The sequence below is a fragment of the Williamsia sp. CHRR-6 genome (assembly GCF_018474015.1).
GTDB lineage: Bacteria > Actinomycetota > Actinomycetes > Mycobacteriales > Mycobacteriaceae > Williamsia_A.
Genome location: NZ_JAHCSG010000001.1, coordinates 467590 through 490246, shown reverse-complemented (window position 1 = coordinate 490246; position 22657 = coordinate 467590). Strand labels below are relative to the sequence as shown.

23 protein-coding genes, 1 tRNA gene, 1 other RNA gene and 1 pseudogene are annotated in these 22657 nt (G+C 67.1%); 14 read left to right on the top strand and 12 right to left on the bottom strand.

What is annotated here, in order from left to right:
* Window positions 1-108: 108 nt before the first annotated feature.
* On the top strand, window positions 109-795 hold the full coding sequence (ftsE, locus tag KIK15_RS02290; protein WP_214242517.1) for a cell division ATP-binding protein FtsE: 687 nt from the start codon (window positions 109-111) through the stop codon (window positions 793-795).
* Between the two features lie 65 nt (window positions 796-860).
* Complete coding sequence (ftsX, locus tag KIK15_RS02285) at window positions 861-1766, top strand: permease-like cell division protein FtsX (RefSeq protein WP_214242516.1); 906 nt, start codon at window positions 861-863, stop codon at window positions 1764-1766.
* Between the two features lie 9 nt (window positions 1767-1775).
* On the opposite strand, the gene KIK15_RS02280 is transcribed toward ftsX, so the two are convergent.
* Window positions 1776-2294, bottom strand: coding sequence for a GNAT family N-acetyltransferase (locus KIK15_RS02280; RefSeq protein WP_214242515.1), 519 nt, complete (start codon window positions 2292-2294; stop codon window positions 1776-1778).
* Between the two features lie 128 nt (window positions 2295-2422).
* On the opposite strand from KIK15_RS02280, the gene smpB reads away from it, so the two are divergent.
* Complete coding sequence (gene smpB / locus KIK15_RS02275) at window positions 2423-2902, top strand: SsrA-binding protein SmpB (protein ID WP_214242514.1); 480 nt, start codon at window positions 2423-2425, stop codon at window positions 2900-2902.
* 119 nt (window positions 2903-3021) lie between these two features.
* Window positions 3022-3389, top strand: a transfer-messenger RNA (tmRNA) gene (gene ssrA, locus KIK15_RS02270).
* Between the two features lie 48 nt (window positions 3390-3437).
* Here the strand turns inward: ssrA and KIK15_RS02265 are convergent.
* From KIK15_RS02265 to KIK15_RS02255, 3 genes and pseudogenes are all read right to left on the bottom strand, one after another.
* Window positions 3438-3788 carry a hypothetical protein gene (locus KIK15_RS02265; RefSeq protein ID WP_214242513.1) on the bottom strand — a complete coding sequence of 117 codons (351 nt, stop codon included), beginning with the start codon at window positions 3786-3788 and terminating at the stop codon, window positions 3438-3440.
* Window positions 3789-3791: 3 nt separating this feature from the next.
* Entirely contained in the window at window positions 3792-4127 is a 336-nt protein-coding gene (locus KIK15_RS02260) for a hypothetical protein (protein ID WP_214242512.1), read from the bottom strand.
* Window positions 4128-4428: 301 nt separating this feature from the next.
* Window positions 4429-4638: pseudogene (locus KIK15_RS02255) on the bottom strand (transposase); the annotation flags it as partial.
* Window positions 4639-4905: 267 nt separating this feature from the next.
* On the opposite strand from KIK15_RS02255, the gene KIK15_RS02250 reads away from it, so the two are divergent.
* Window positions 4906-5754, top strand: coding sequence for an aldo/keto reductase (locus KIK15_RS02250; RefSeq protein WP_214242511.1), 849 nt, complete (start codon window positions 4906-4908; stop codon window positions 5752-5754).
* A gap of 82 nt (window positions 5755-5836) precedes the next feature.
* Here the strand turns inward: KIK15_RS02250 and KIK15_RS02245 are convergent, their stop codons facing one another.
* Window positions 5837-7126, bottom strand: coding sequence for an alpha/beta hydrolase-fold protein (locus KIK15_RS02245; protein ID WP_214242510.1), 1290 nt, complete (start codon window positions 7124-7126; stop codon window positions 5837-5839).
* Window positions 7123-7737: an alpha/beta hydrolase gene (locus tag KIK15_RS02240; protein WP_307851700.1), complete on the bottom strand. Its 615-nt coding sequence runs from the start codon at window positions 7735-7737 to the stop codon at window positions 7123-7125. The genes KIK15_RS02245 and KIK15_RS02240 overlap by 4 nt, the downstream gene beginning before the upstream one ends.
* 228 nt (window positions 7738-7965) lie before the next feature.
* On the opposite strand from KIK15_RS02240, the gene pgm reads away from it, so the two are divergent.
* Window positions 7966-9618 carry a phosphoglucomutase (alpha-D-glucose-1,6-bisphosphate-dependent) gene (gene pgm, locus KIK15_RS02235; protein WP_214242509.1) on the top strand — a complete coding sequence of 551 codons (1653 nt, stop codon included), beginning with the start codon at window positions 7966-7968 and terminating at the stop codon, window positions 9616-9618.
* A 23-nt stretch (window positions 9619-9641) separates the two neighbouring features.
* Here the strand turns inward: pgm and KIK15_RS02230 are convergent, their stop codons facing one another.
* On the bottom strand, window positions 9642-10436 hold the full coding sequence (locus KIK15_RS02230) for a VIT1/CCC1 transporter family protein (protein ID WP_214242508.1): 795 nt from the start codon (window positions 10434-10436) through the stop codon (window positions 9642-9644).
* Between the two features lie 103 nt (window positions 10437-10539).
* Here KIK15_RS02230 and KIK15_RS02225 point away from each other — a divergent pair, with 103 nt between their 5' ends.
* Window positions 10540-11292: a thioredoxin domain-containing protein gene (locus KIK15_RS02225; RefSeq protein WP_307851699.1), complete on the top strand. Its 753-nt coding sequence runs from the start codon at window positions 10540-10542 to the stop codon at window positions 11290-11292.
* A gap of 123 nt (window positions 11293-11415) precedes the next feature.
* A tRNA-Ala gene (locus KIK15_RS02220) sits at window positions 11416-11488 on the top strand.
* Between the two features lie 433 nt (window positions 11489-11921).
* Here KIK15_RS02220 and KIK15_RS02215 read toward each other — a convergent pair.
* Window positions 11922-12266, bottom strand: a complete 345-nt coding sequence (locus tag KIK15_RS02215) for an Lsr2 family protein (RefSeq protein ID WP_214242507.1) — start codon at window positions 12264-12266, stop codon at window positions 11922-11924.
* 516 nt (window positions 12267-12782) lie between these two features.
* Here KIK15_RS02215 and KIK15_RS02210 point away from each other — a divergent pair.
* Window positions 12783-14384: a DEAD/DEAH box helicase gene (locus KIK15_RS02210; protein ID WP_214242506.1), complete on the top strand. Its 1602-nt coding sequence runs from the start codon at window positions 12783-12785 to the stop codon at window positions 14382-14384.
* A 65-nt stretch (window positions 14385-14449) separates the two neighbouring features.
* Here the strand turns inward: KIK15_RS02210 and KIK15_RS02205 are convergent, their stop codons facing one another.
* Window positions 14450-15085 (bottom strand): DUF4190 domain-containing protein, encoded by a 636-nt coding sequence (locus KIK15_RS02205; RefSeq protein WP_214242505.1) that lies wholly within the window; start codon window positions 15083-15085, stop codon window positions 14450-14452.
* 201 nt (window positions 15086-15286) lie between these two features.
* Between KIK15_RS02205 and KIK15_RS02200 the strand changes: the two genes are divergently transcribed.
* The 5 genes from KIK15_RS02200 (at window position 15287) to KIK15_RS02180 (ending at window position 19840) form a co-directional block, all read left to right on the top strand.
* On the top strand, window positions 15287-16141 hold the full coding sequence (locus tag KIK15_RS02200) for a rhodanese-related sulfurtransferase (RefSeq protein WP_214242504.1): 855 nt from the start codon (window positions 15287-15289) through the stop codon (window positions 16139-16141).
* The gene (locus tag KIK15_RS02195; RefSeq protein ID WP_214243211.1) at window positions 16141-17298 is read left to right on the top strand and encodes a GTP-binding protein; all 1158 of its coding nucleotides are present in this window, start codon (window positions 16141-16143) and stop codon (window positions 17296-17298) included. The genes KIK15_RS02200 and KIK15_RS02195 overlap by 1 nt, the downstream gene beginning before the upstream one ends.
* Complete coding sequence (locus KIK15_RS02190; protein ID WP_214242503.1) at window positions 17285-17557, top strand: DUF3253 domain-containing protein; 273 nt, start codon at window positions 17285-17287, stop codon at window positions 17555-17557. The genes KIK15_RS02195 and KIK15_RS02190 overlap by 14 nt, the downstream gene beginning before the upstream one ends.
* A gap of 209 nt (window positions 17558-17766) precedes the next feature.
* A complete protein-coding gene (locus KIK15_RS02185) occupies window positions 17767-18930 on the top strand; it encodes an N-acetylmuramoyl-L-alanine amidase (protein ID WP_214242502.1) in 1164 nt (387 codons plus the stop codon).
* Window positions 18931-18952: 22 nt separating this feature from the next.
* Window positions 18953-19840, top strand: a complete 888-nt coding sequence (locus tag KIK15_RS02180; protein WP_214242501.1) for an SDR family oxidoreductase — start codon at window positions 18953-18955, stop codon at window positions 19838-19840.
* 10 nt (window positions 19841-19850) lie between these two features.
* On the opposite strand, the gene KIK15_RS02175 is transcribed toward KIK15_RS02180, so the two are convergent.
* The 3 genes from KIK15_RS02175 to KIK15_RS02165 all read right to left on the bottom strand — a co-directional run bounded on the left by KIK15_RS02175 (window position 19851) and on the right by KIK15_RS02165 (window position 22649).
* Window positions 19851-20834 carry a DUF6542 domain-containing protein gene (locus KIK15_RS02175; RefSeq protein ID WP_214242500.1) on the bottom strand — a complete coding sequence of 328 codons (984 nt, stop codon included), beginning with the start codon at window positions 20832-20834 and terminating at the stop codon, window positions 19851-19853.
* 106 nt (window positions 20835-20940) lie between these two features.
* The gene (locus tag KIK15_RS02170) at window positions 20941-22053 is read right to left on the bottom strand and encodes a DNA recombination protein RmuC (protein ID WP_214242499.1); all 1113 of its coding nucleotides are present in this window, start codon (window positions 22051-22053) and stop codon (window positions 20941-20943) included.
* Window positions 22054-22136: 83 nt separating this feature from the next.
* Complete coding sequence (locus KIK15_RS02165) at window positions 22137-22649, bottom strand: methylated-DNA--[protein]-cysteine S-methyltransferase (protein ID WP_214243210.1); 513 nt, start codon at window positions 22647-22649, stop codon at window positions 22137-22139.
* Window positions 22650-22657: the final 8 nt, after the last annotated feature.

Sequence of the window (22657 nt, the reverse complement as noted above, 5' to 3'; positions counted from 1 at the left end):
CCGCCGACAACCCCCGCTCCGGTCAACCCCCGCTCCCGACAAGCCCCGCCCCCGACGCCCCGCGCGCTTGGGCCGTGGACTCAGCTTTCGTGTCTACACTGGCTCACCGTGATCAGCCTGGACAACGTCACGATGAAGTACAAGGCCGCCGGCCGCCCGGCCCTCGACGGCCTGAGCCTCGACGTGGGCAAGGGCGAGTTCGTGTTCTTGATCGGGCCGTCGGGCTCAGGCAAGACGACGTTCTTTCGGCTGCTGCTCAAGGAGGACAAGCCGACCCGCGGCGAGGTGCACGTGGGCGACTACCACGTCAACAAGTTGCCCAGTCGGCGAGTTCCGTTGCTGCGTCAGTCCATCGGCTGTGTCTTCCAGGATTTCCGTCTGTTGCAACAGAAGTCGGTGGCCGACAACGTGGCCTTTGCCCTGGAGGTGATCGGGAAACCCAAGAGCACCATCGCACGGGTGGTGCCCGAGGTCCTCGACTATGTGGGGCTGGCCGGAAAATCCGACCGGATGCCCCACGAGTTGTCCGGCGGTGAGATGCAGCGGGTCGCCATCGCACGCGCCATCGCCAACCGTCCGTTGCTGCTGTTGGCCGACGAGCCGACCGGAAACCTCGATCCCGAGACCAGTGAAGAGATCGTCGACGTGCTCGACCGGGTGAACCGGCGCGGCACCACGGTGGTGATGGCCACCCACGACCGCCACATCGTCGACGCGATGCGTCGTCGGGTGTTGGAGTTCAACCTCGGTCACCTCGTTCGCGACGACGAGAGTGGCGTGTACGGCGTGGGCTGAACTGTCCAGGACCGCAGCGACTTCCAGCACCGACCGACACCGCGTTCGAAGGGACACCGAACCGCATGCGCGCGAGCTTCATCCTCAAAGAGGTCCTCACCGGCCTGCGCCGAAACATCACCTTGACGTTGGCGATGGTGCTGACCACCGCCATCACCCTGGCCATGTTCGGTGGCGGTCTGTTGGTGGTGCAGATGGCGGACAAGAGCCGCACCATCTTCCTCGACCGGGTGGAGATGCAGTTCTTCATCTCCGATCAGGTTGCCAACGCCGATCCAGAGTGTCGCGCGGCACCGTGTTCCACGCTGCGTTCGCAGATCGAGAACGAGAACGGCGTCGAGTCGGTGCAGTTCATCGACCGGGCTGCGGCGTTCCGCGACGCCAAGACCAAGACCTTCGTCAACAACCCCGACATCGCCTCGATGATCCGGGAGGACACGCTGCCTGCCTCGTTCAAGGTGCGGATGTCTGACCCCGACCGCTTCGGCACGGTGTTGGACAAGTACCGCGGGGCGGCGGGGGTGGACGGGGTGCTCGACCAACGCGAGTTGGTCAAACGCATCTTCAGCGTGCTCGACGGCACCCGCAACGCCGCGTTCACCATCGCCACAGTGCTGGCCATCGCGGCAATCCTGTTGATCGCCAACACGGTTCAGATCGCGGCGTACACCAGGCGCACCGAGGTGGGCATCATGCGACTGGTCGGGGCCACCCGCTGGTACACCCAGCTACCGTTCCTCCTCGAGGCGGTGGTGTCGTCGATCATCGGATCGGTGTTGGCGGTGGCCGGATTGTTCGCCGCCAAGGTGGTGTTCTTCGACCGCGCGCTCGCCGACCTCTATGGGGTCAACATCCTGGCCCGCATCACCGTGGGCGACGTGGTGTACGTGTCGCCGTGGCTGTTGCTCGGTGGAATCGGGCTGGCCACCGTGACCGGCTACGCCACCTTGCGGTTCTACGTCCGCATCTGAGCGGGCCGGTCAGCCGATGACGCGTTCGAACAACACGATGCGCATCTCGCGGCCGTACATCGGCGGCAGGTCGGCCTCGCGGACCACGTCGAATCCGCGCGCGCGGTAGTAGTCGACCATCGTGGTGTTGTGCGCGGCGGTGTCGAGCCGGAGACGGTCGTGACCGGCGTCGCGGGCTCGGTCAGCACACCAGTCGATGATCTGTCGGCCCCAGCCCGAGCCGGCATGATCGCGGTGCACCATCAACCCGTGGATGTATCCGGCCGGTGCGTTGTCGGCGCCCCAGAAGTCGGGGTCGGACCACGACAGCTTCACGCAGGCCACCACTTCGTGATCGATGGTGGCGACATGCCACTGCCCGTCGCCCACGCCTGCGGCGATCTCGGCGACTGTCACCTCACCGGGTTGCCATTGGTGCACGCCGGAGTCGATCAGCCAGCGGGCGAGGTCGTCGCGGAGGTCGGCGATGGCCTCGGCGTCGCCGACCTGCGCCGGCCGGAGCGGGGGAAGGGGGACGGGTTCGGACATGAACCACATCATCGCAGTCGGAGCCGAAATCGATTTCCCCACCGATGACGCGGGTCAGTAGGCTGGAGAGTCAGCCCGGCACACCGGCGCCCCCGATGACCGACGACCAGTGAGAAGAGGTGACACCCATGGCGAAGGAGAAGGGTCGCAAAGCCATCGCGACCAACCGTAAGGCGCGGCACAACTACAGCATCGTCGACACCTACGAAGCCGGGGTGGCGCTGGTGGGCACCGAGGTGAAGAGCCTGCGCGACGGCAAGGCCTCGCTGGTGGACGCGTTCGCCACCATCGACGACGGTGAGGTGTGGCTGCGCGGGCTGCACATCGCCGAGTACGGCAACGGCTCGTGGACCAACCACGCGGTGCGCCGCAATCGCAAGTTACTGCTGCACCGGCGCGAGATCGACACCCTGGCCGGCAAGATCGCGACCGGCAATCTCACTCTGGTCCCGCTGTCGATGTACTTCAACGACGGCAAGGTGAAGGTCGAGTTGGCGCTGGCCCAGGGCAAGCAAGCCCACGACAAACGACGTGCTCTCGCCGAACGCACCGCCAACCGCGAGGTGGTCCGCGAACTCGGCCGCCGTGTCAAAGGGATACCCGGCTGAGCCCCGAGCGGTGAAGGGACTCGCGGGTGACCTCGCGAAGATCGAAACTCGGATGATCTCGTCGGTGTCGGTTGTTACCATGAGGTGTCCGCCTGAGTCATACGGGCGGGCACCTACACGGGGCTGAACGGTTTCGACTGCGTGCGTTGATGTAGGGGAAGCGTGTCGGTGCAGGCAAGAGACCACCGTAAGCGTCATTGCAACCAATTAAGCGCCGATTCCAATCAGCGCGACTACGCCCTCGCCGCCTGAGCGAGCGCGTGTCTGTCGGCCCGGGTGTGCTCCCGCCCCGGGTACCGGCATCATTCAGGGGGCTCACCGTCTGGCTCGGTCGCGGAGCCAGACGGGACACCCAACAGCGACTGGGATCGTCATCTCGGCTTGTTCGCGTGACCGAGAGATCCGAGTAGAGGCGTAGCGAACTGCACACGGAGAAGCCCTGCTGATATGACGAAGGACCCGGGTTCGATTCCCGGCAGCTCCACCGCGTCGCCCCGGCCATCGGCCGGGGCGACGCTTTTTTTGGTGCAGACAATTACAGCTGCTTGATTCTCTCTAATCCCAGCAACGCTATGAACGCCGCAACGCCAGCCATCCCTGCGGCTATCACCAACTCAGCTGTCGATATGTCTGCATCGATCAATCCCAGGGCGTACGGCGCTCCTAATACGGCGATCAGTCCGGTGATCACTGCGGCAGTGGCGCAATGTCGAAAAAGAATTTGGTTTGCCCTTTTTCGCAATTCCGGGTCGATCTTCACGTGCTCGGGGACCGAGTAGCCGATCGACGCATTGGTGGCCTCGCCACGGCGGCCGGTGTCGGCTGCGAGCATCAGCACGACGCACGCCACGGCTCCGCCAAGCGTCAGTGCGATAGCTGAGCCCACGGGTCAGCGTATGTACCGAATGACGAAGGCGGCAACGGCTTCGATCGCCTTCTTCTTCAGATAAGCGGGTAAGAACTTCCAGACCAGTCCTCCGATCTCGCCGCCTAGGCAGCCGATGATCGCGTTGCGTGCGTAGGCTGTTCCAGCGCCGCCGTTCGAAATGTCGTCGAGAACCGATGTCGGCACGCTTGCCAACGCTCCGCGTGCGCACCACGCTGCTGCAGCGATCGCAACCGCTGCGACTGGCAGTGCCTTAGTTTCTGATATCGCGTCCGAAAGATCCTCTACAGCTTGTGAACCCAGGCTGGACTCAATGAATGTGCGCTGATCGACAGTCACTGTTCCAGGGATCGCGGGGGCGGCGTCTGGAGTCGCGCCTGCCGGACCCGCGAGGACGGTGCCAGCTATGGCGAGTGAGGTCATAAGTGCGATGAAGATAGTTAAGTGATGTCGCATTTGGGCCTTTTGTTGCCTGGAACGGACTTTAGTAAAGCGAAAGTAAAGCAAGGGGATGGCGGTGTCAATAGAGGTCTGTCGTTGAAGTTCCCCAACCGGATATTTGCGGCACCGACAACCCGAGCGCAAGGACCAGGCTTCCGAAGCGAGGCACCTGTCCGTCACTCCTGTTGAGCGCCCGCGGGGCCGCTACGACGGCTGTACGTGGCCCGTGGGTCACGAACCGTATCGCCGTGCGGATCGGGTGCACCACGCAGGTCTGGACCAGCGAATCGGGCCAGTTCGCCTCGATGGCCTTGGGCAGCGCGGTCAGTCCGTCCCAGCACACGACGAATACATCAGCGACGCCGCGGTTGGCCAGCTCGGCGCAGACCCCCGCCCAGAGCTGCGCGCCGCACGAGGATCAGCCTCACACCCCCGCGGGCACGCCACCCCGGCCCTTGCAACCACATAGGAACTAATCCTGGGGCACTTCACAGCCGTCAACATCCTGCGCATACCCACATCCTCACCCGCCATCACCAGCCAGAATGCTTCCACCGCCTGAACCCACCGTCATCGGGACCGCCCGCCGCACGGGAATCACTTCGCCCGCCATCGTGTTGGCATCAGCACAGGACCCGCAATTGGGTTCAGCGTGAGCCCAAACGAGGAGACGTAGATGACCTCAGTTCCTTTGATTGCCCTCAACGACGGAACCACCATTCCCCAGCTCGGTTACGGCGTTTTCCAGATCGCGCCGGAGGAGACGGCCGCGGCCACCCGGCAGGCGATCGAGATCGGGTATCGGCATATCGACACCGCGCAGATGTACCAGAACGAGGCCGGTGTCGGGCAGGGCATCGCCGACAGCGGTGTCGACCGCAGCGAGATCTACGTGACCACCAAACTCAACAACGGCTTCCATCGCCCCGATGACGCGCGGCGCTCCCTCGATGAGAGCCTGCGCAAGCTGGGCACCGACCACGTTGACCTGTTCCTCATCCACTGGCCGCTGCCCACCCTGTACGACGGGGACTTCGTGTCGACCTGGAAGACGATGATCGAGTTCGCCGAGGACGGCCGCGCAACCTCTATCGGTGTCTCCAACTTCCAGCCCGCGCACCTCGATCGGCTGGCCGCCGAAACGGGTGTGGTGCCCGCGATCAACCAGATCGAGGTCCATCCGTACTTCGCCAACCGCGATGTCTGCACCGACAGCACCGGCCGTGGCATCGCCGTGGAGGCCTGGTCTCCGATCGCCCAGGGCGGGGTGCTGGGAGATCCGATCCTGTCGGCCATCGCCGAGCGTCTGGGCAAGACCACCGCACAGGTCACGCTGCGCTGGCACATCCAGCACGGGTACATCGTCTTTCCGAAGTCCACCACCGCGAGTCGGGTGCGGGAGAACTTCGAGATCTTCGACTTCGAGCTGACCGACGCCGACATGGCCTCCATCGACGCCCTCGATCAGGGCGAGTCGGGACGCACCGGACCCAACCCGGATGTGTTCGACTACGTCCCTGCATGATTCGGCCCGCCGAATGATCTGAACGAACTGGGCCGTCGACGCATCAGCGCGTCGGCGGCCCCGTGTCGGCGCGTCTAGAAGATCAGACCGCGTGCGGCACATCCAGGCGAGACATCAACCACGGCAATGCATCTGCAAAGGCCCGGCCGGCGAACTCCCACGTGTGCGCACCCGGTAGATCACGCTCGACCACCTCGACGCCCTGCGCCCGGGCGATCTCGGACAGGTGTCGTGCGGCTGTGATCTGCGAGGAGTGCAGGTGACCCCGCCGTCCGCGATGACCCTCGGATTGCAACCATCCGGCCAGATCGTCGTAGCGTCCGTGGCGCTGCATGACGATGCTGGGATCAAAGCTTTCCCAGGCACCCACGTCGCCGTGGAACAGGCCGGCGATCGTCTTCTTGGTATCACCGAGGTTGGGTGCGATGTCGCCGGAGATGTCGATGAACGAACCGAACGCCTCGGGGTGTCGGGTCGCCATCGTCACCGCGCAGGTACCGCCCATCGACCAGCCCGCCAGCGCCCAATCGCGCGCTGCGGTGGCGGTGCCGAACTGCGCGATGACCGCCGGGCGCACCTCGTCGAGGATGTGGGTCTCGACGTTGCCGCGTGCGCTGTTCACGCATTCTGTGTCGTTGTTCATGCTGCCCGACGGATCGGCCAGCACCAGGATGGGTGCCCGGCCGCCATGGGTCCGCGCGTAGCGGTCGACGGTGTGTGCGGCGTTCCCGCTGCGTACCCAGTCGTCGGGGGTGTTGATCACCCCACCGAGCATCACGACCACCGGCAGCTGTGGAGGGATCGGCCCGCGAAACCAAGCCGGCGGCAGATATGCGAACTCGGTACGTGCATGAAAGCCGCTGAACGCGTGCGGAACTCGTAGCGCGACGATCTTTCCGACCGGCGTGGGCACGCCCCGCTGCGCGGGCAGTTCGGTGGCGCTGATCTGGTTGGGCAACGGGCCGTCGGTCAGGCCCTGCCACGCTCGATAGGCGGTGGGGTAATAGCCGGTCCACAGGTTGGCCGACACCGCGACACACAGCAACGCCAGCGGGATGGTGATGACCGCAGCCAGATGATCGGTGACGCGGCGGCTCCGGACCCCTGCGAGCAGCAACACCGGAGCGGCGATGGCCACGGCGATCCAGATCCAGAAACCACTCGGCGCGGTGTCCGGCGACATGTCGTTGGTGCTGAAGTACGAGTAGATCGCGATGGCACCGATGGTGCCCACCGCCAGCGATCCGCTGCCCCACAGCGCGATCCATCGGCGCGGTCGCCAGGCCAACGCGGCGAGCAACGCCGACCCGGCCACCACCTGCACCACGATGGGAAACCACCCGGTCAACAGGTTGATGTGGACGGCGTTCACCGGGGTGCCGCCGGATGAGCCTGGGACTGCGAGGCCGACGGTGCAGCCGAGCGGGCGAGGGCGGTGGACACGAAGCCCATCGCGGTGCGGTGCCAGTCGCCGATGTGATCGAGCATCGCGTGTCCCCCGTTCGCGACCGGTATGTACGTGGCGTCCACTCCTGCCCGGAGCAGTTCGGCGACCCCATGCTCGGTGCGGCGAGCAAATGTGCGGGTGTCGGCGGTGCCGTGCATCGCCACCACACGAACGCTGCGACCGATGAACCGCCAATCCGCGTACTGCCACCACGGGGCCAGCGCGAGGAGCCCGTGTACACGGGGATCGCCGGCCAGATGCGCACCCACCCGTCCGCCCATCGAATGGCCGATCAAATGAATGGGCACCCCGGGGTGACGGGCAGCCAACCGGTCGAGCGCGGCCCGCGCGTACGGCATCGGGCTGGCCTGCTCGCCGTTCCAGCCGTACACCCGATACTCGGCCTGCTCCACAGCCACCCGACCGCCGAAGCGCGCGGCGATCGAGAGCGTGAACGGGTACATCCGCAAGGCAGAGGGGGACCGCCAGGAGAAGGGTCGGTAGCTGAAATCGGTTCCGCCGGGCAGCACCAGCACGGCCGCTCGAACCCGGCTCGAACTCGAGGCGGGGCAGGACAGAGCCACGGGAGAGGGCCTTTCGGACGGGTCGTCGGATGGCGTGCGGACGGTCGGGGTGCAACTGTTCGCAACGCCGGTCCGCAGCACAACCACACGGACGCCACACACGATACCGACCGGTCATCTTTGGCAGAATCGTCGACGGCGCCGACCCCGCGCCACCACCGGAAGGGTTGGTCACACACCATGGCGCATGAGAGGGCCGGCACCCCGGCACGGCCAGAAGATCTCGTCGACCTCGAAGAACTCGAGGCCGCGTACTACCGAAACATTCCCGACCCCGACGACCCCGCACAGCAGGTGGTCTTCGGTACGTCGGGGCACCGCGGATCGAGCCTCGACACCGCGTTCACCGAATCGCACATCATCGCCACCACCGCGGCCATCGTCGAACACCGGCAGGCGGCAGGCATCGGCGGCCCACTGTTCATCGGCGTCGACACGCATGCGTTGTCGCGGCCCGCGTGGCGCACCGCCATCGAGGTGCTCGTCGCCCACGACGTGCTGGTCTACGTCGACCAACTCGACCGGCACACCCCGACCCCGGTGATCAGTCGCGCCATCCTGCAGCACAACGCAGGTCTGGCGGCCGATGACCCCGATCGGGCCGACGGCATCGTGGTGACCCCGTCGCACAATCCGCCGCGCGACGGTGGGTTCAAGTACAACCCGCCCAACGGGGGGCCTGCGGACTCGACGATCACCGCGCCGATCGCGGCGCGGGCCAACGACCTGCTGCGCAGTGGCGTCAAGGAGGTGCCTCGCATCCCGTTCGCCGACGCCCAGGCCTCCGATCGGGTGCGGGAGTACCCGTTCAGTGCCACCTACATCGACAGTCTCAAGAACGTGATCGACACCGATGCGATCCGCACCTCGGCGATCCGGATCGGCGCCGACCCGCTGGGCGGGGCGTCGGTGGGCTACTGGGCCGAGATCGGGTTCATGTACACCTTGCAGAACCTGACGGTGGTCAACCCCCTCACCGATCCACAGTTCGCGTTCATGACCCTCGACACCGACGGCAAGATCCGGATGGACTGCTCGTCGGCCGATGCGATGGCATCGCTGATCTCAGCGCGGGACAGCTTCGACATCGCCACCGGCAACGACGCGGACGCGGACCGGCACGGGATCGTCACACCCGACGGCGGCCTGATGAACCCCAATCACTTTCTCGCCGTCGCCATCGACTACCTGTTGACCCACCGGCCGCAGTGGGATCCGGCAGCGGCCATCGGCAAGACGGTGGTCAGCTCCTCGATGATCGACCGGGTGGTCGCCGGGCACGGGCGTCGGCTGGTCGAAGTGCCGGTCGGCTTCAAGTGGTTCGTCCCGGGCCTGCTCTCGGGTGAGATCGCCTTCGGTGGGGAGGAGAGCGCCGGGGCGTCGTTCCTGCAGCGTGATGGTTCGGTGTGGACCACCGACAAGGACGGGATCATCATGGCGCTGCTGGCCTCGGAGATCCTCGCCGTCACCGGCAGCACCCCGTCGCAGCGCTACCGCGAACTCGCGGCCACCTACGGCGATCCGGTCTACGCGCGCATCGACGCCCCCGCGACCCGAGAGCAGAAGGCGGTGCTGGCGACGTTGTCGGCGTCGGCGATCACCGCGACCTCGCTGGCCGGTGACCCCATCACCGCCGTGCTGACCGAGGCTCCCGGCAACGGGGCACCGATCGGTGGCGTGAAGGTGGTCACCGATCGGGCCTGGTTTGCCGCCCGACCCTCGGGCACCGAGGACCTGTACAAGATCTACGCCGAGTCGTTCGTCGACGCAGAGCATCTCGCACAGGTGCAGGCGCAGGCCCAGTCCGTGGTCGACGCAGCCCTACACGACTGACCGGTCTCTGCGGACGGGCACGCCTAGGCCGTGGGCGTCCCGATGAGATAGCCCACCAGGTAGGTGGCGCCGGCGGCGATCACGCCGAACAGCAACTGCCGAACCGCGCCCCACCAGATCGGCTTGTCGGTGAAGCGTGCCGCCAGTGCACCCGCACCCAGCAGTCCGATCCCGCCGACCAGCAGCGCCAACCACAGGAGCTCGCTGCCGAAGAAGTAGGGGATGAGTGGGAACACCGCGCCGAGGGAGAACATGAAGAACGACGAGACCGCGGCCAACATCGGTGAGGGCTTCTCGTTCGGATCGAGGCCGAGTTCCTGGGTGAGATGCAGGTTCACCGCTCGCTCTGGGTCGCGGTGCACCTCCTCGGCTGCGGTCCGAGCGGTTTTTTCGGTCAGACCCATGTCGATGAACATCTCGGCGAGCTCGGCGGTCTCGGCTTCGGGATTGGTGGCCAGCTCGCGCCGCTCGGTGCGCACCTCGGCGTCGACCTGCTCGTTCTGGGTCGAGACCGAGGTGTACTCACCCAGAGCCATCGAGAACGCACCCGCCACCAGGCTGGCCACACCGCTGAGGATGACCGTGTGACCGCTGGCGCCGGATCCGCCGACACCTGCGACCAGGCTGATGTTGGTCACCAGTCCGTCCATGGCGCCGAAGGTGGCGGCCCGCAGGAATCCGCCCGAGACGTCGGCGTGGGTGTGCCCGACCTCGTCGGTGCCGTTGCCGTCGTCGTGGGCGCCGACGATCGGGGTGAGGTCGGCGGAATCGGAGGTCGGGGAGGCCCCCTGCGCTGACTCAGAGTTAGAAGACGTCATAGCCGGGAATCTACTCGTCGGTGCGAGGTGGGAGCTGAGTCAGCCAACCCTGAGTCCACCTTGGATAGGCTGGGCTACATGTTGATTCAGGACCCTGTGATGTGTGACCGTGCCCCCTGCGCGGTGTGTGGTGGCTGAGCCGCGGTCCCGGCAGGCGCCGGGCTATCAGCCACGATCCACCTCCAGTCGGGCTGCCTACATTCTCGGGGCGGCCGCGGTGGCGGTGATCGTGGCGATCGTGGTCGCGGTGCTGATCCGCGACAAGGGTGGGGTGAAGGGCACTGCCGACGAGAAGATCCTCGAGACCAACGCGGCGCTGATCATCGGCACGCCCGGGGCGCGGCACACCATCGACGTGTTCGAGGATTTCTCGTGCCCGGCCTGCAGGAAATTCGAGGCCACCAACGGCGAGGCGATGACGGCCGCAGCCACCAGGGGTGAGCTGCGTATCCGCTTCCACATGTTGACCTTCCTCGACAAGCGGTCGAAGTCGGGTGACTACTCGACGCGGGCCGCAGCAGCGCTGCGGTGTGTACAGGTCGGGGCCGGACCGGAGAAGGCGCTGGACTACCACGGCACGCTGTACCGGCAACAGCCCGAGGAGGGCAAGACCGATCACGACAACACCGATCTGGCCGCCAAGGCCGCCGCTGTGGGCGCGGATTCGTCGGTACAGCAATGCATCTCGTCAGGGTCGCAGGTGCCCAACGCCAAGCAGTCGGCCACCCTCGCCTACGATCAGCTCTCCATCGCGCTGGGCGGCTCGGTGGCCACCCCGTCGGTGCTCAGCGCCGGCCGATCAGTGTCCGATGTCGGCGACGACACCGCGTGGCTGACCAAGCTACTGGCCTCCTGAGGTCGGCCGCTGCCGACACCGCCGAAGCCGGTCGCGGGATTTGGAGCCGTATCAGGCGATGGTGTAATTTCAACCAGGTTGCCGTACCGCCGGAGTTCACCGGCAGTGCATCGCAATGCTTGCGGGGCTATGGCGCAGCTGGTAGCGCACCACACTGGCAGTGTGGGGGTCAGGGGTTCGAGTCCCCTTAGCTCCACTCCGAAACGACGATCGCCCCGCCCCGTAGACATACGGGTCGGGGCGTTTTTCATCGGCGCCGGACCGCGCCTCGATGCCCCACCGGCCCCCCTGCCAGCAGCCCCCCGACGCGATCGGGAGGCTGGTGCCGCGCACGCGATGGAAGAACCCAGCTCGAGGGAGCCCAACGCGTGCGGAGCGACACCCATTTGTCGCCGGGGGTACCCACTGCCGTGAATGACGGAATCGGAGCGGTAAACGGCCTCGGGCATAGGTGAAGTTATCCCGCGAGCCACCCGCCCACGTCCATGGAATGGGTCACCGGAGGGGTAATGCGGGAGGTGTCGGTGCGCCGCGCCCGCGCACCGGAATTAGCTGTGGAGGAGGCCGGTAACCAAAAACGACCGCCTGTCCAGTAGCGGACAGACGGTCGCAGACGCGGTGGCGTGGTCTCAGTGCGCGGCCTCGAAAGCCTCGACGACCTCGATTGGGATACGCCCGCGGTTGCTCACCTCGTAGCCGTTGCTGTTCGCCCAGTCACGAATGGCCTGCGTCTGCTCCTTCGAGCGCGTACCCCCGGTGCTGCCAACGGTTTTGCGCTTGCCGGCGCCTCGTCCGTTGACGGTCCGAGACGCTTCCACATACTTCGCCACGAGGTCGCGGAACTGCTGCGCATGCTTGGGTGAGGTGTCGAATTCGTAGCTCCGACCGTCCAGCGACCAACGGACGGTTTCGAATTCGTCCAGCACTTTACCGTCGATGTCGTCGATGAACTGAACGATCTGCTTCTTGGCCATGCTCGTACTGCCCTCTCAATCAAATGATGATGTGCTGACGCTGAGGTTAGTTCACACCGATGAGTTCGGCAAACATTCTCACTTTGTAGTTTCCGTGTCGCGCGATTGTCCGGTGATTGTGGAGAAGCAGATGCGTCACCTGCGTGGTTGCATCCGTGAATTCAGCTGCGAAAGCCGCCTCGGCGGGGGTGGGGAAAATGCGCCCCCGGCGAACGCCCGGCTCCACTGAGCGCGCCTATCGGAATTGCCCGGGATTCGTTACGCCGAATCGGTGTGGCGTACCCGACGGGCCACGATGTCGGTCGCGCGCGGGATCTCGGCTAGGGTGGGAGATGAAAATCGGCTGCGTCGCAGGCGATTCGCGTCGTAGAAACGCTTCTTCATTGCCGCAGCAGGTCGGCTGTCGATTCCTTCGTACGGCGAACGGACGCGCAATCCCGCGTGTTCGCCACCGACTCCATGGTCGACGGCGTGTGCCTCACGAGGGCCAGACGCAGATGTCGGCCCGGGAGTCCGATGCCCGAAAGGCATACCGTGACCTCCACTGACTTCATCACCCTGGGCGTTCCCGCCGCCCTCGTCGACGCGCTGGGCGCCGACGGCAAGACCACCGCCTTCCCCATCCAGGTCGACACCCTGCCCGACACGCTGGCGGGCCGAGACGTTCTCGGACGAGGCAAGACCGGCTCGGGTAAGACGCTTGCGTTCTCCATTCCGCTGGTCGCTCGGATCGCCGACGGCAGTGGCCCGACCCGCCGTCGAGGTCGCCCGCGCGCGTTGGTGTTGGCCCCCACGCGTGAACTGGCCACGCAGATCCAAGCCGTCATCGATCCGTTGGCTGCGGCCTACTCCCTGCGCACCACGACGATCTTCGGCGGCGTGAACCAGAAACGTCAGGTCGATGCGCTGCAGGGTGGTGTCGACATCGTCGTCGCGTGCCCGGGACGGCTGGAAGACCTGCTCGATCAGCGGCACCTGACCCTCGACGAGATCGAGATCACCGTCATCGACGAGGCCGATCACATGGCCGATCTCGGATTCCTTCCCGCCGTCACCCGCATTCTGACCAAGACCCCGCAGGGTGGGCAGCGGCTGCTGTTCTCGGCCACGTTGGACAACGGTGTCGACAAGCTGGTGCACCGATTCATGCAGCAGCCGGTGATGCACTCGGTGGACGAGGCGAACTCGCCGGTGGCCGCCATGACCCACCACGTCTTCGAGGTCGCCGACACCGCATCGAAGAATGATCTCGTCGAATACCTCGCCTCGGGCGTCGGCAGGCGCATCCTGTTCATGCGCACCAAGCACCAGGCGAAGAAGTTGGCCAAGAAGCTGACCGCTTCCGGTATCCCTGCGGTCGATCTGCACGGCAATCTCTCTCAGCCGCAACGGGATCGCAACCTCGCAGCGTTCGGTGAGGGATCAGTCCGGGTGCTGGTGGCCACCGACGTGGCCGCGCGCGGCGTGCACGTCGACGACGTGGAGTTGGTGATCCACGTCGATCCGCCCGCCGAACACAAGGCATACCTGCATCGCTCGGGCCGCACGGCCCGCGCAGGCAACGCAGGCGATGTGGTGACCATCGCCCTGCCCGAGCAGCGCGCGGACCTGCGTCGGCTGTTGAAGAAGGCCGACATCGACGTGGCCCCGCACCGGGTGAGCGCCGCGTCAGCCGAGGTTGTCGACCTCGTCGGCGACCGGGCCCCGCACGTCACCCCGGCTCCCGAGAAGGCGCCCGCGCCCGCCGGTTCCGGGTCGCGGCGTCGCCCGGCCGGTGCCGGCGCCCGATCGACTCGCGGCGGCGGGTCCGGTCGCTCGGCGCAGCCGCGTGGTGATCGTTCGACCGGGTCGCGTGCCGGTGCGCCGCGCCGCGGTTCGCGCCCGATGCACACCAGTGAGTCCGGTGCGTCCGACGGGAGCCGTTCAGGTCGCAACTCAGGATCGCGCGCGGGCGCCCGCGCCGACTCGACCGAGCGTTCGTCGACCCAGCGTTCGTCGACCCAGCGCTCTTCCACCCAGCGTTCGTCTGTCCAGCGGGCTGCGGCTCCGCACGGGGCGGTGCGTTCTGAGCCGTCGCGCGCTCGCCGCGCCGCCGGTCCCGCCCGCACCTCTCGCTGAGCGTCGAGAGTCCCCGCGCGTGAGGTGACCGCTGATCGGCCCACCCCGGGTCGATCAGCGTCAGCTCACGCGCTGGCTATGGCGGCCACCAGGTACAACACCAGCGCCACCACGACGATGGCGATCCCGATCCAACCGATGATCCGGCCCGCATTGGCCATGCCGCGGCCACCCTGGGTGCCCTGCGATTGATCGATCTCGTTCATCGCCATCGTGCCGAACACCACGCCGAGGATGCCCCCGAGCCCGCAGCACAGGATGAGCCCGCCCACGCTGAACACCAACGACAGGATCGCCTTGGTGTTGGTGACCGGCTGAACCGGGAACCCGCCGTAGGGGCCGTATCCCGGGCCCACCGGCTGTCCGTAGCCGGGTTGACCGAACCCTGCCGGCCCGTATCCGGGCTGGCCCGGTCCAGGCTGAGCACCGAAATCGGCTGGGGCATAGGGCGCCTCGCCGGGACCCGACCGGGGTGCTTGCGGCTGGGGGTAGGGCGGGGTGGGATATCCACTCAACGGTGCGCCCGGCACCGACGTGTCGTCGCCGTATCCGGCCGGGTAGCTGCCGTACGCGCTGCCTGCAGATCCGAAGGCGGTCGTCGGGTCGTCCGACCCGGGCGCACCGGAGTCCTTGCGTAGCGAGGGTTTCCACTCATCCGGCGGATTGGGGCCACCGGGCGCGCCCGTGGGTGGATAGGTCATGTGTGTCGTCCCATCGTCTGCTCATCCGGACCGGATGAAGGGGCTTGCGCGACGAGGCCGTCCTCGCCCCGTACCGGAGCAATCGTGCGCGAGGTGATTCTAGGGGTCCACCATCGCCGGTGGCCCGCCATCCCCGGGCCCGACTCCCCGCCCCCGTGTGCGCGCAGCAGGGGAAGCCGTCGGCGTCCGTATCCTTGTCGCGTGACGCAGTCGAAGATCGCGTTGTTTTACGTGTTCACCCCGTTGGCCGATCCGGAGGCGATCCGGTTGTGGCAACAGGTCCTCGCCGAGTCCTCGGGCCTGCGCGGACGGATCATCGTGGCCTCCCACGGCATCAACGCGGCCGTCGGCGGCCCGATCGCCGCGGTCAAGCGCTATGTGTCGGCCACGCGCGGGTACGCCCCGTTCGGGAATGCAGACGTCAAGTGGAGCGACGGAGGTGCAGACGACTTCCCGAGGTTGCAGGTGCGGGTGCGCCCGGAGATCGTCAGCTTCGGGGTGCCCGGGGTCGTCGATGTCGACGCTGGAGGCGTGGTGGGCGGCGGAATCCGGTTGGCTCCCGACGAGCTGCATCGTTTGCTCGACGAGCGCGGGGACGAGGTGGTGATGTTCGACGGCCGCAACGCGATCGAATCCCGCCTCGGTCATTTCCAGGGGGCGGTGCGTCCCGACGTGACGACCACCCGCGAGTTCGTCGACCTGCTCGATGGAGGCGCTTTCGATGATCTCAAGGGTCGACCGGTGGTCACCTACTGCACCGGGGGAGTGCGGTGTGAGGTCCTCAGCGCCCTGATGGTCCGCCGCGGATTCTCGGAGGTATATCAGCTTGATGGGGGAATCATGAACTACGGCAAACGGTTTGGTGACCGTGGGCGGTGGCGCGGCGCGATGTATGTCTTCGATCGTCGGATGAGCACCACCTTCAGCGACAACGCTGCGGTGATCTCCACCTGTGATCGTTGCGCCACGCCGAGTACGCGGGTGATCAACCTTCCGAAGGATCGAGGTCGGGCGCTGACCGTGCGGTGCCAACGATGCGATGACGGGCCGGCGTGATGTCGGCGCGGCGTTCGGTTCCGGTGGTGGTGCTCGCCGGATTTCTCGGTGCGGGCAAGACGACCGTGCTCAACCACTTCCTGCGCGCGGCCCGGGGCGCGCGGATCGGCGTGCTGGTCAACGACTTCGGTGCGGTGTCGATAGACGCACTGCTGGTGGCCGGCGCGGTTGATCAGAAGGTGACGCTGGGAAACGGGTGCATCTGCTGCTCGGTGGACGCCGAGTCGTTGGAAGCGGTGTTGGCCGATCTCGTGGCACCGGCGGCCGGGTTGGACGTGGTGGTCATCGAGGCCAGCGGCCTGGCCGAACCGTCGGCGCTGGTACGTCTGGTCACCTCCGCGTCATCGCCTGCGGTGGCCTACGGCGGGCTGATCTACCTTCTCGACGGTGAGCAGCACGCCTGGACCCGGGCGCGGCACCCCGAGGTCGACCGACACATCGCGTTGGCTGACCTGGTGGCCGTCACCAAGACCGACCGGATGGAGGCGCCCGACCTCGATCTGCTGATCGACGATGTGCGTCAGCACAATCCGACAGCCGCGGTGCTGGCCGTGTCGCACGGGCAGATCGATCCAGCGATGATCGTCGACCTGCCGAATCGAGTGGACGCCGGACCGCGGCAACTTGAACTCGCAGACCTGCTGTGGGAGTCGACGGCAGACACTGGCCACGATCATGATCCCGATTGTGCTGATGGGCATGATCATTCACGGCATGCGGCACCACATCTGCACGCCGACTATCGATCTCAGGTGCTCAGCTGGGACGGCCCGTTGCACCCGCGTCGAGTGGCGGCGTTTCTCGAACGACCTCCGGTAGGTGTGTATCGGATCAAAGGTGTTGTGCAGGTAGGGGTTCAGGATGATTCCGAGTCGCTCGAGGTGCATGCGGTGGGCGGTCACGTCGGTGTCGTGCGCCATCCGACGATGGTCACGACCTCACAGATGATGGTCATCGGTGCGGGAATGGATCCCGATGCAGTCACCGCAGCGGCCGCAGACCTGCCGGTGGTCGGGGCACCGCCGCAGCCGCAGGCGATGCTCGCCCTCACCCGATACCTCGCGTGGACACCCGACGCGCACCCGGACGCGCTGTGGGCCGACACGGACCTGGGCTGGGTGGACGCCGACGACGGAGAGATCGATGTCGACGCCTGAGGATCCACAGCGGCTGCGTGAGCAGATCCTCGCTCTGCTCGACGCCCGACGCGACGGGGCCACCATCTGCCCCTCGGAGGTGGCCCGCGCCATCGCTCCTGCGCAGTGGCGTCGGCTGATGGACGCGGTCCGTGCGGTGGCGCGAGAGTTGGTCGAGGAGGGTGTCGTGGAGATCACCCAGCGTGGACACGTGGTGGATCCGGCGTCGGCTCGCGGCCCGATCCGGATCCGCCGGGTGCGACGTCGCCCGGAGACCTGACCCGTCACACCACGTTTGTGTATCGGCCAGATCACGGTGACCTCACGAAAGCCCGATGGTGTGGGCGTGGGTTGCTGCGTCTGCGGGCCGACTGGTTCACTTGTTACGCATGTGGCACGTGTGACTCGAGTGATTCTGGGCGCGCGGGCCGTCTTCCGACGAGAGAGGAGCGTCGCAGCACTGCCGACGGCGGCGCTGCGCACCCCACGATGACCCGACGCCCATTCCGCACGACCCGAATCGCGCCGGCGCTCGGGGCCCTCACCTCGGCCCTGCTGATGCTGGGCGCGGTGAGTTCGCCGGCCGCCGCCGTGCCCGCCCCACCTGCGCCTGCCGCACCCGCACCCGCCCCGTCGGTATCAACCCCTTCTGCGACAACACCTTCTGCGACAACACCGATCCGGAACGCGCTGGTCGGCAAGACGGTTTTCCTCGACCCGGGCCATCAGGCCTCAGCGGTCGGGCACAGTCTCACCCGGCAGGTCCCCGATGGGCGTGGCGGTATGAAGGACTGTCAGACCTCAGGCGCCACCGGGGTCAACGGTGCCACCGAGCACACGGTCAACTGGGATGTCGTGCAGCTGATCAAGGCCGGACTGCAGAGTCAGGGCGCCACGGTGGTGCTCAGTCGACCCGACGACGTGGGCTGGGGCGGGTGCGTCGACGAGCGTGCCGCGGCCGCCAACGCTGCGAAGGCCGACCTCGCGGTCAGCATTCACGCTGACTCCACCGCATTGACCGCAGACCCGGGCAAGAAGGGTTTCCACATCATCGTGCCGCAGTTACCCGTGCCCGATCCCACGGTGTCGGCGGTGCAGGGGACCACCGGCCGTGCGGCCGCCACCCAGATGCGGGACTCGTTCAAGGCCGCCGGATTCCCAACGGCCAACTACGCCGGGGTCGTCGACGGCCTCCAGACGCGCTCGGATGTGGCTGCGGTGAACCTGACCAAGGTGCCCGCAGTGTTCATCGAGATGGGCAACCTCGCCAACCCCACCGAGGCCGCGCAACTGGCGTCGCCGACCGGTCAGGCCAAATACGCCGGCGCGGTGCTGGACGGGATCGTGAAGTTCCTGCTCACCGGTCCCGGCGCCGCGCCCGCCGCCACCCCGAGCCTGCCCCAGGGCAGCCAGAACGCGGCCACCGCGAACCAGGGCGAGGTGCCGAACGCGGCGAGCCCCACTGCACGCGCAGGTGTGGACCTGACCGGCCTCGGATCGTTGATCCCGTTGATCAGCAAGCTGATCGCGACCAAGGACCCGGCCGACATCCAGGCGCTGTTGGCCGGTCAGGGATCAGATGTCTCGGCCCAGGTCCTCAAGTCGGTGTTGTCGGTGATCTACGCGATGTTCGGTGGAAAGCTGCCGTTCTGAACGCTCCACTAGGCTTGCCCGGATGACGACTCGACTCCCCGGCTGGGTACGCCTGCGCTCGCGGCCGCCGGTTCCCACCCTGGCCGATCGCATCGTGGTCATCACCGGTGCGGCCAGCGGGATCGGTCGTGCGGCCGCGGTCGAGGCGGGGCGCCTCGGCGCGCGCCTGGTGCTCACCGACATCAGCACAGCCGCCCTGTCGTCGACGGTGGCCGATCTCGAGGCGGCCGGTGCCACGGTGGCGCTGAGCGCATCCGGAGACGTGTCCGATCACGGTTGGGTGGTCGAGTTCGCGCGGCGTGTCCACGACGAGGTCGGTGTGGCCGATGTGGTCATGAACATCGCCGGTGTGTCGGCCTGGGGAACGGTGGAGAACCTCACCCACGAGACGTGGCGACGCATGGTCGACATCAACCTCATGGGACCCATCCACATCATCGAGACGTTCGTGCCTGCCATGGTGGCGCGCGGCGCCGGTGGTCACCTGGTGAACGTCTCCTCGGCGGCCGGGCTGTTGGGCCTGCCGTGGCACGCCGCCTACAGCGCAAGTAAATTCGGCATCCGCGGCGTCTCGGAGGTGCTGCGGTTCGATCTGGCCCGCCACCGCATCGGGGTGTCGCTGGTGTGCCCGGGCGCCGTGGCCACCCCCCTGGTCGGCACCGTCGACATCGCCGGGGTGGACCGCGAGAACCCCCGCATCAAGGCCGCCGTCCGGCACTTCGAGAATCGCGCCGTGACACCAGAGTTCGCGGCTGCGGCGATCATCGAGGGTGTCCTGCGCAACCGGTACATGGTCTACACCTCGCGTGACATCCGCTTCGGGTTCTGGGTGTCGCGCGTCTGTCCGCCGCTCTACGCGTTCGGTATGCGGGTGGCCAACGATCGGTTCGCCGCCCTGGCCAAGAGCTGACGCGGCGCTCTCACGCGTCGCGGTAGCGGGCGCGTGGGATGGGCGGCGCGTCGTCGCGGCCGGGGTGTCGGCTGGGCGGGGTGATCGGCGGCAGCTGCTCCTCGGAACGGCGCGGTGCCCGTCCAGTGCTGCGCGTACGGGTGGCATCGGAATCACGGGTGGTGGTCTCGGGTCGACGGCGTCCCGACGCGGTTCGCGGCAGCGCAGTCCGGCTCACCTCGCTGCGACCGGATTCGGCACGCGCGGCATCGGGCCGCCCCGAGCGTGGTGTCGACCGCACCGACCACTCGCGCTCAGATGCACGCCGGGAGCTCGGCCGGTCGGGGTCGGACGTGGCACGTCGGGTGCTACGGTCCCCGCTGTCACGCCACGAACCTGTCCGGCGGGTGCTCACCGCCGACGCGGCCACCCGATCGCCGTCGGTCGAGGCCGACTCAGAGGAACGGGCACCGGCGGCGCGCCGGCTACGTGAAGACCGGGGCCGGTCGTCGCCGGTCGCCGAGGATCGGCGCCGGCTGGGAGTGCCGGAGCGGGCGGATCGGCGCGACTGCGCCGACTTCTTGTCGTTGGTGAACACCCACCGTCCCGCGCCAAGAATGGCCACGATCACGAATGTCCACGCCATCAGGGGAAAGTCTTTGGCGATCGGCAACATCACGTCGATGATGAACGTCCGCAGACCCGACGATGTGTCGCCTTTGATCGCGTAATAGGTGGCCAGCGACACGCCGAACGCAATGAGCGGGGGCTGGGCGATCGCGGTGAACAGCGATCGCCGGCGAACAGCCAGCACGGCCGTGACGCACCCGAGGAAGTACAGGATCTTGAAGAATCCGGCGAGGTGGTCGGTGCGTTGGGCGTCGATCACCGCACCCGCGACCGCAGGCACCAGCCCGACCAGCACTGCCGCCCACCACGGGATGCCCCGCACGGTCGGCAACACCGACTGCATGGCAGTCGGCACCCCGGAACGGGCTTGTTGGGCAGAGAGCACCTCTTGACGGTACCGGCTGCACCTGAGTTTTCCCGTATGGCGGCGTGCCGTGTGCAGGTAGGACCGGCCCGGCGCGAGAGGGGGCGCGCTACCTGGGAGATGTCGATCAGACCGAGTGCTCGCGAACCGGACGGACGTGCGCGGAGACCTCACGTACCGCCTTCGGCGTGGACTCCCCGGACGAGGCGAACGCGTCGAGGTCGCCGAATGTGCGGGCGGTGACCATCACGCGCGACTCCAGAGTGCCGATGGTGGCGTTGAACTGTTCTACCGTGCGTCCGATGGAGGACCCCAGCTTGTCGAGGTGCTCGGTCATCGTGGCGAGCCGTTTGTAGAGCTCACGTCCGAGATCGTGAATCTGTTCGGCATCGCGGGCCACCGCATCCTGACGCCACGTGAGAGCTACCGTGCGCAACAACGCCACCAGTGATGACGGTGTCGTCGGCACCACGTTGCGCGCGAACGCGAACTCGATCAGGTCGGGATCAGCGCGGCAGGCGGCCTCCAGGATGGTGTCGCTGGGCACGAACAGGACGGTGAACTCCGGCGACCGCGCCACCGTGGCCCAGTAGTCCTTGCCCGACAGTGCTATCACATGCGCCCGTAGCGCGCGGGCGTGATCGCCGAGTAGGCGCCGCTGTGCGACGGAGTCGTCGGTGGCCACCGCCTCCAGATACGACTGCAGCGGCACCTTGGCGTCGACGACGATCTCCCGCTCGCCCGGCAGGTGCACGATCAGATCGGGACGACGTCCCGAGTCGGTGGTCTGCTGGGTGGAGAAGTCGCAGTGGCGGCTGAGCCCGGCCACCTCGACCACCTTCTGCAGGTGCAGCTCACCCCACCGTCCGCGCAGCTGCGGGGTGTGCAGGGCGTTGGCCAAGCGGGCGGTGTGCGCACCGAGTTGGGCGGCCGACGTACGTATCCCGTTGACCTGCTCGCCGAGTCCGGCCATCGACGTGATCCGGCCGTGCTCGGCGCGACGCAGGTCGTCCTGGAGGCGGTCGAGGGTGTCACGTAGCGGGCCGACGATGGTCGCCACCTGCGACCCGATCGCACCGGACTGCCGACGCGCGGCGTCCTCGCTGGCGGCTGCCAACGCCTGCGACACCAGCGCGTGACTCTCCCGTATCGCCGCGGTGCGGGTGGCATACACCCACCAGCCCGCACCGAAGCCCACGGCCAGCCCCACCACCAGTGCGATCAGCGTCGCGATGCTCATCCGGTAATGCCCATGTCACTCATGGAGTTCATGGTGCCCACCGGGTCTGACATCGTGGGGAACGACGATGTGGCCCGCGACGATCAGGCGGCGGCGAGGCCGTGACTGCTCTCGTGATCGATCAGCGCCTGCTTGATGTGGAGGCCGTAGCGGAAACCGCCGAGTCCGCCGTCGCGACGTCGGATGCGGTGACAGGGCACGAACAACGCGGCGGCATTGCGTGCGCAGGCGGTGGCCGCGGCGCGCACGGCCAGGTCGTTGCCTGCGCGAACCGCGAACTCCGAGTACGTGATCGGGGTACCCGGGGCGACGGTACGCAGCACCGTCCAGGCATGTTCGATGAACGGGCCGCCACGCTGGTGCACGCTGATGTCGTCGATCGCGGTGACGTCACCCCGGTCGTAGGCGCGCACCGCACGGGTGATCGCTCCGAGGTCGGGCAGCGTGCGCACCCCTGACGGTCGCAGATCGGGATGGATCAACTCGAGCAGGGGGTCGGGGTCAGCCGTCCACCCGGAGGCGAGCACACGATCGTCGGCGTCGACGATGGCGGTGAACTCGCCGGTGGCCATCGTGAGGGTCGCGCAGGTGGCGATCGGAGTCG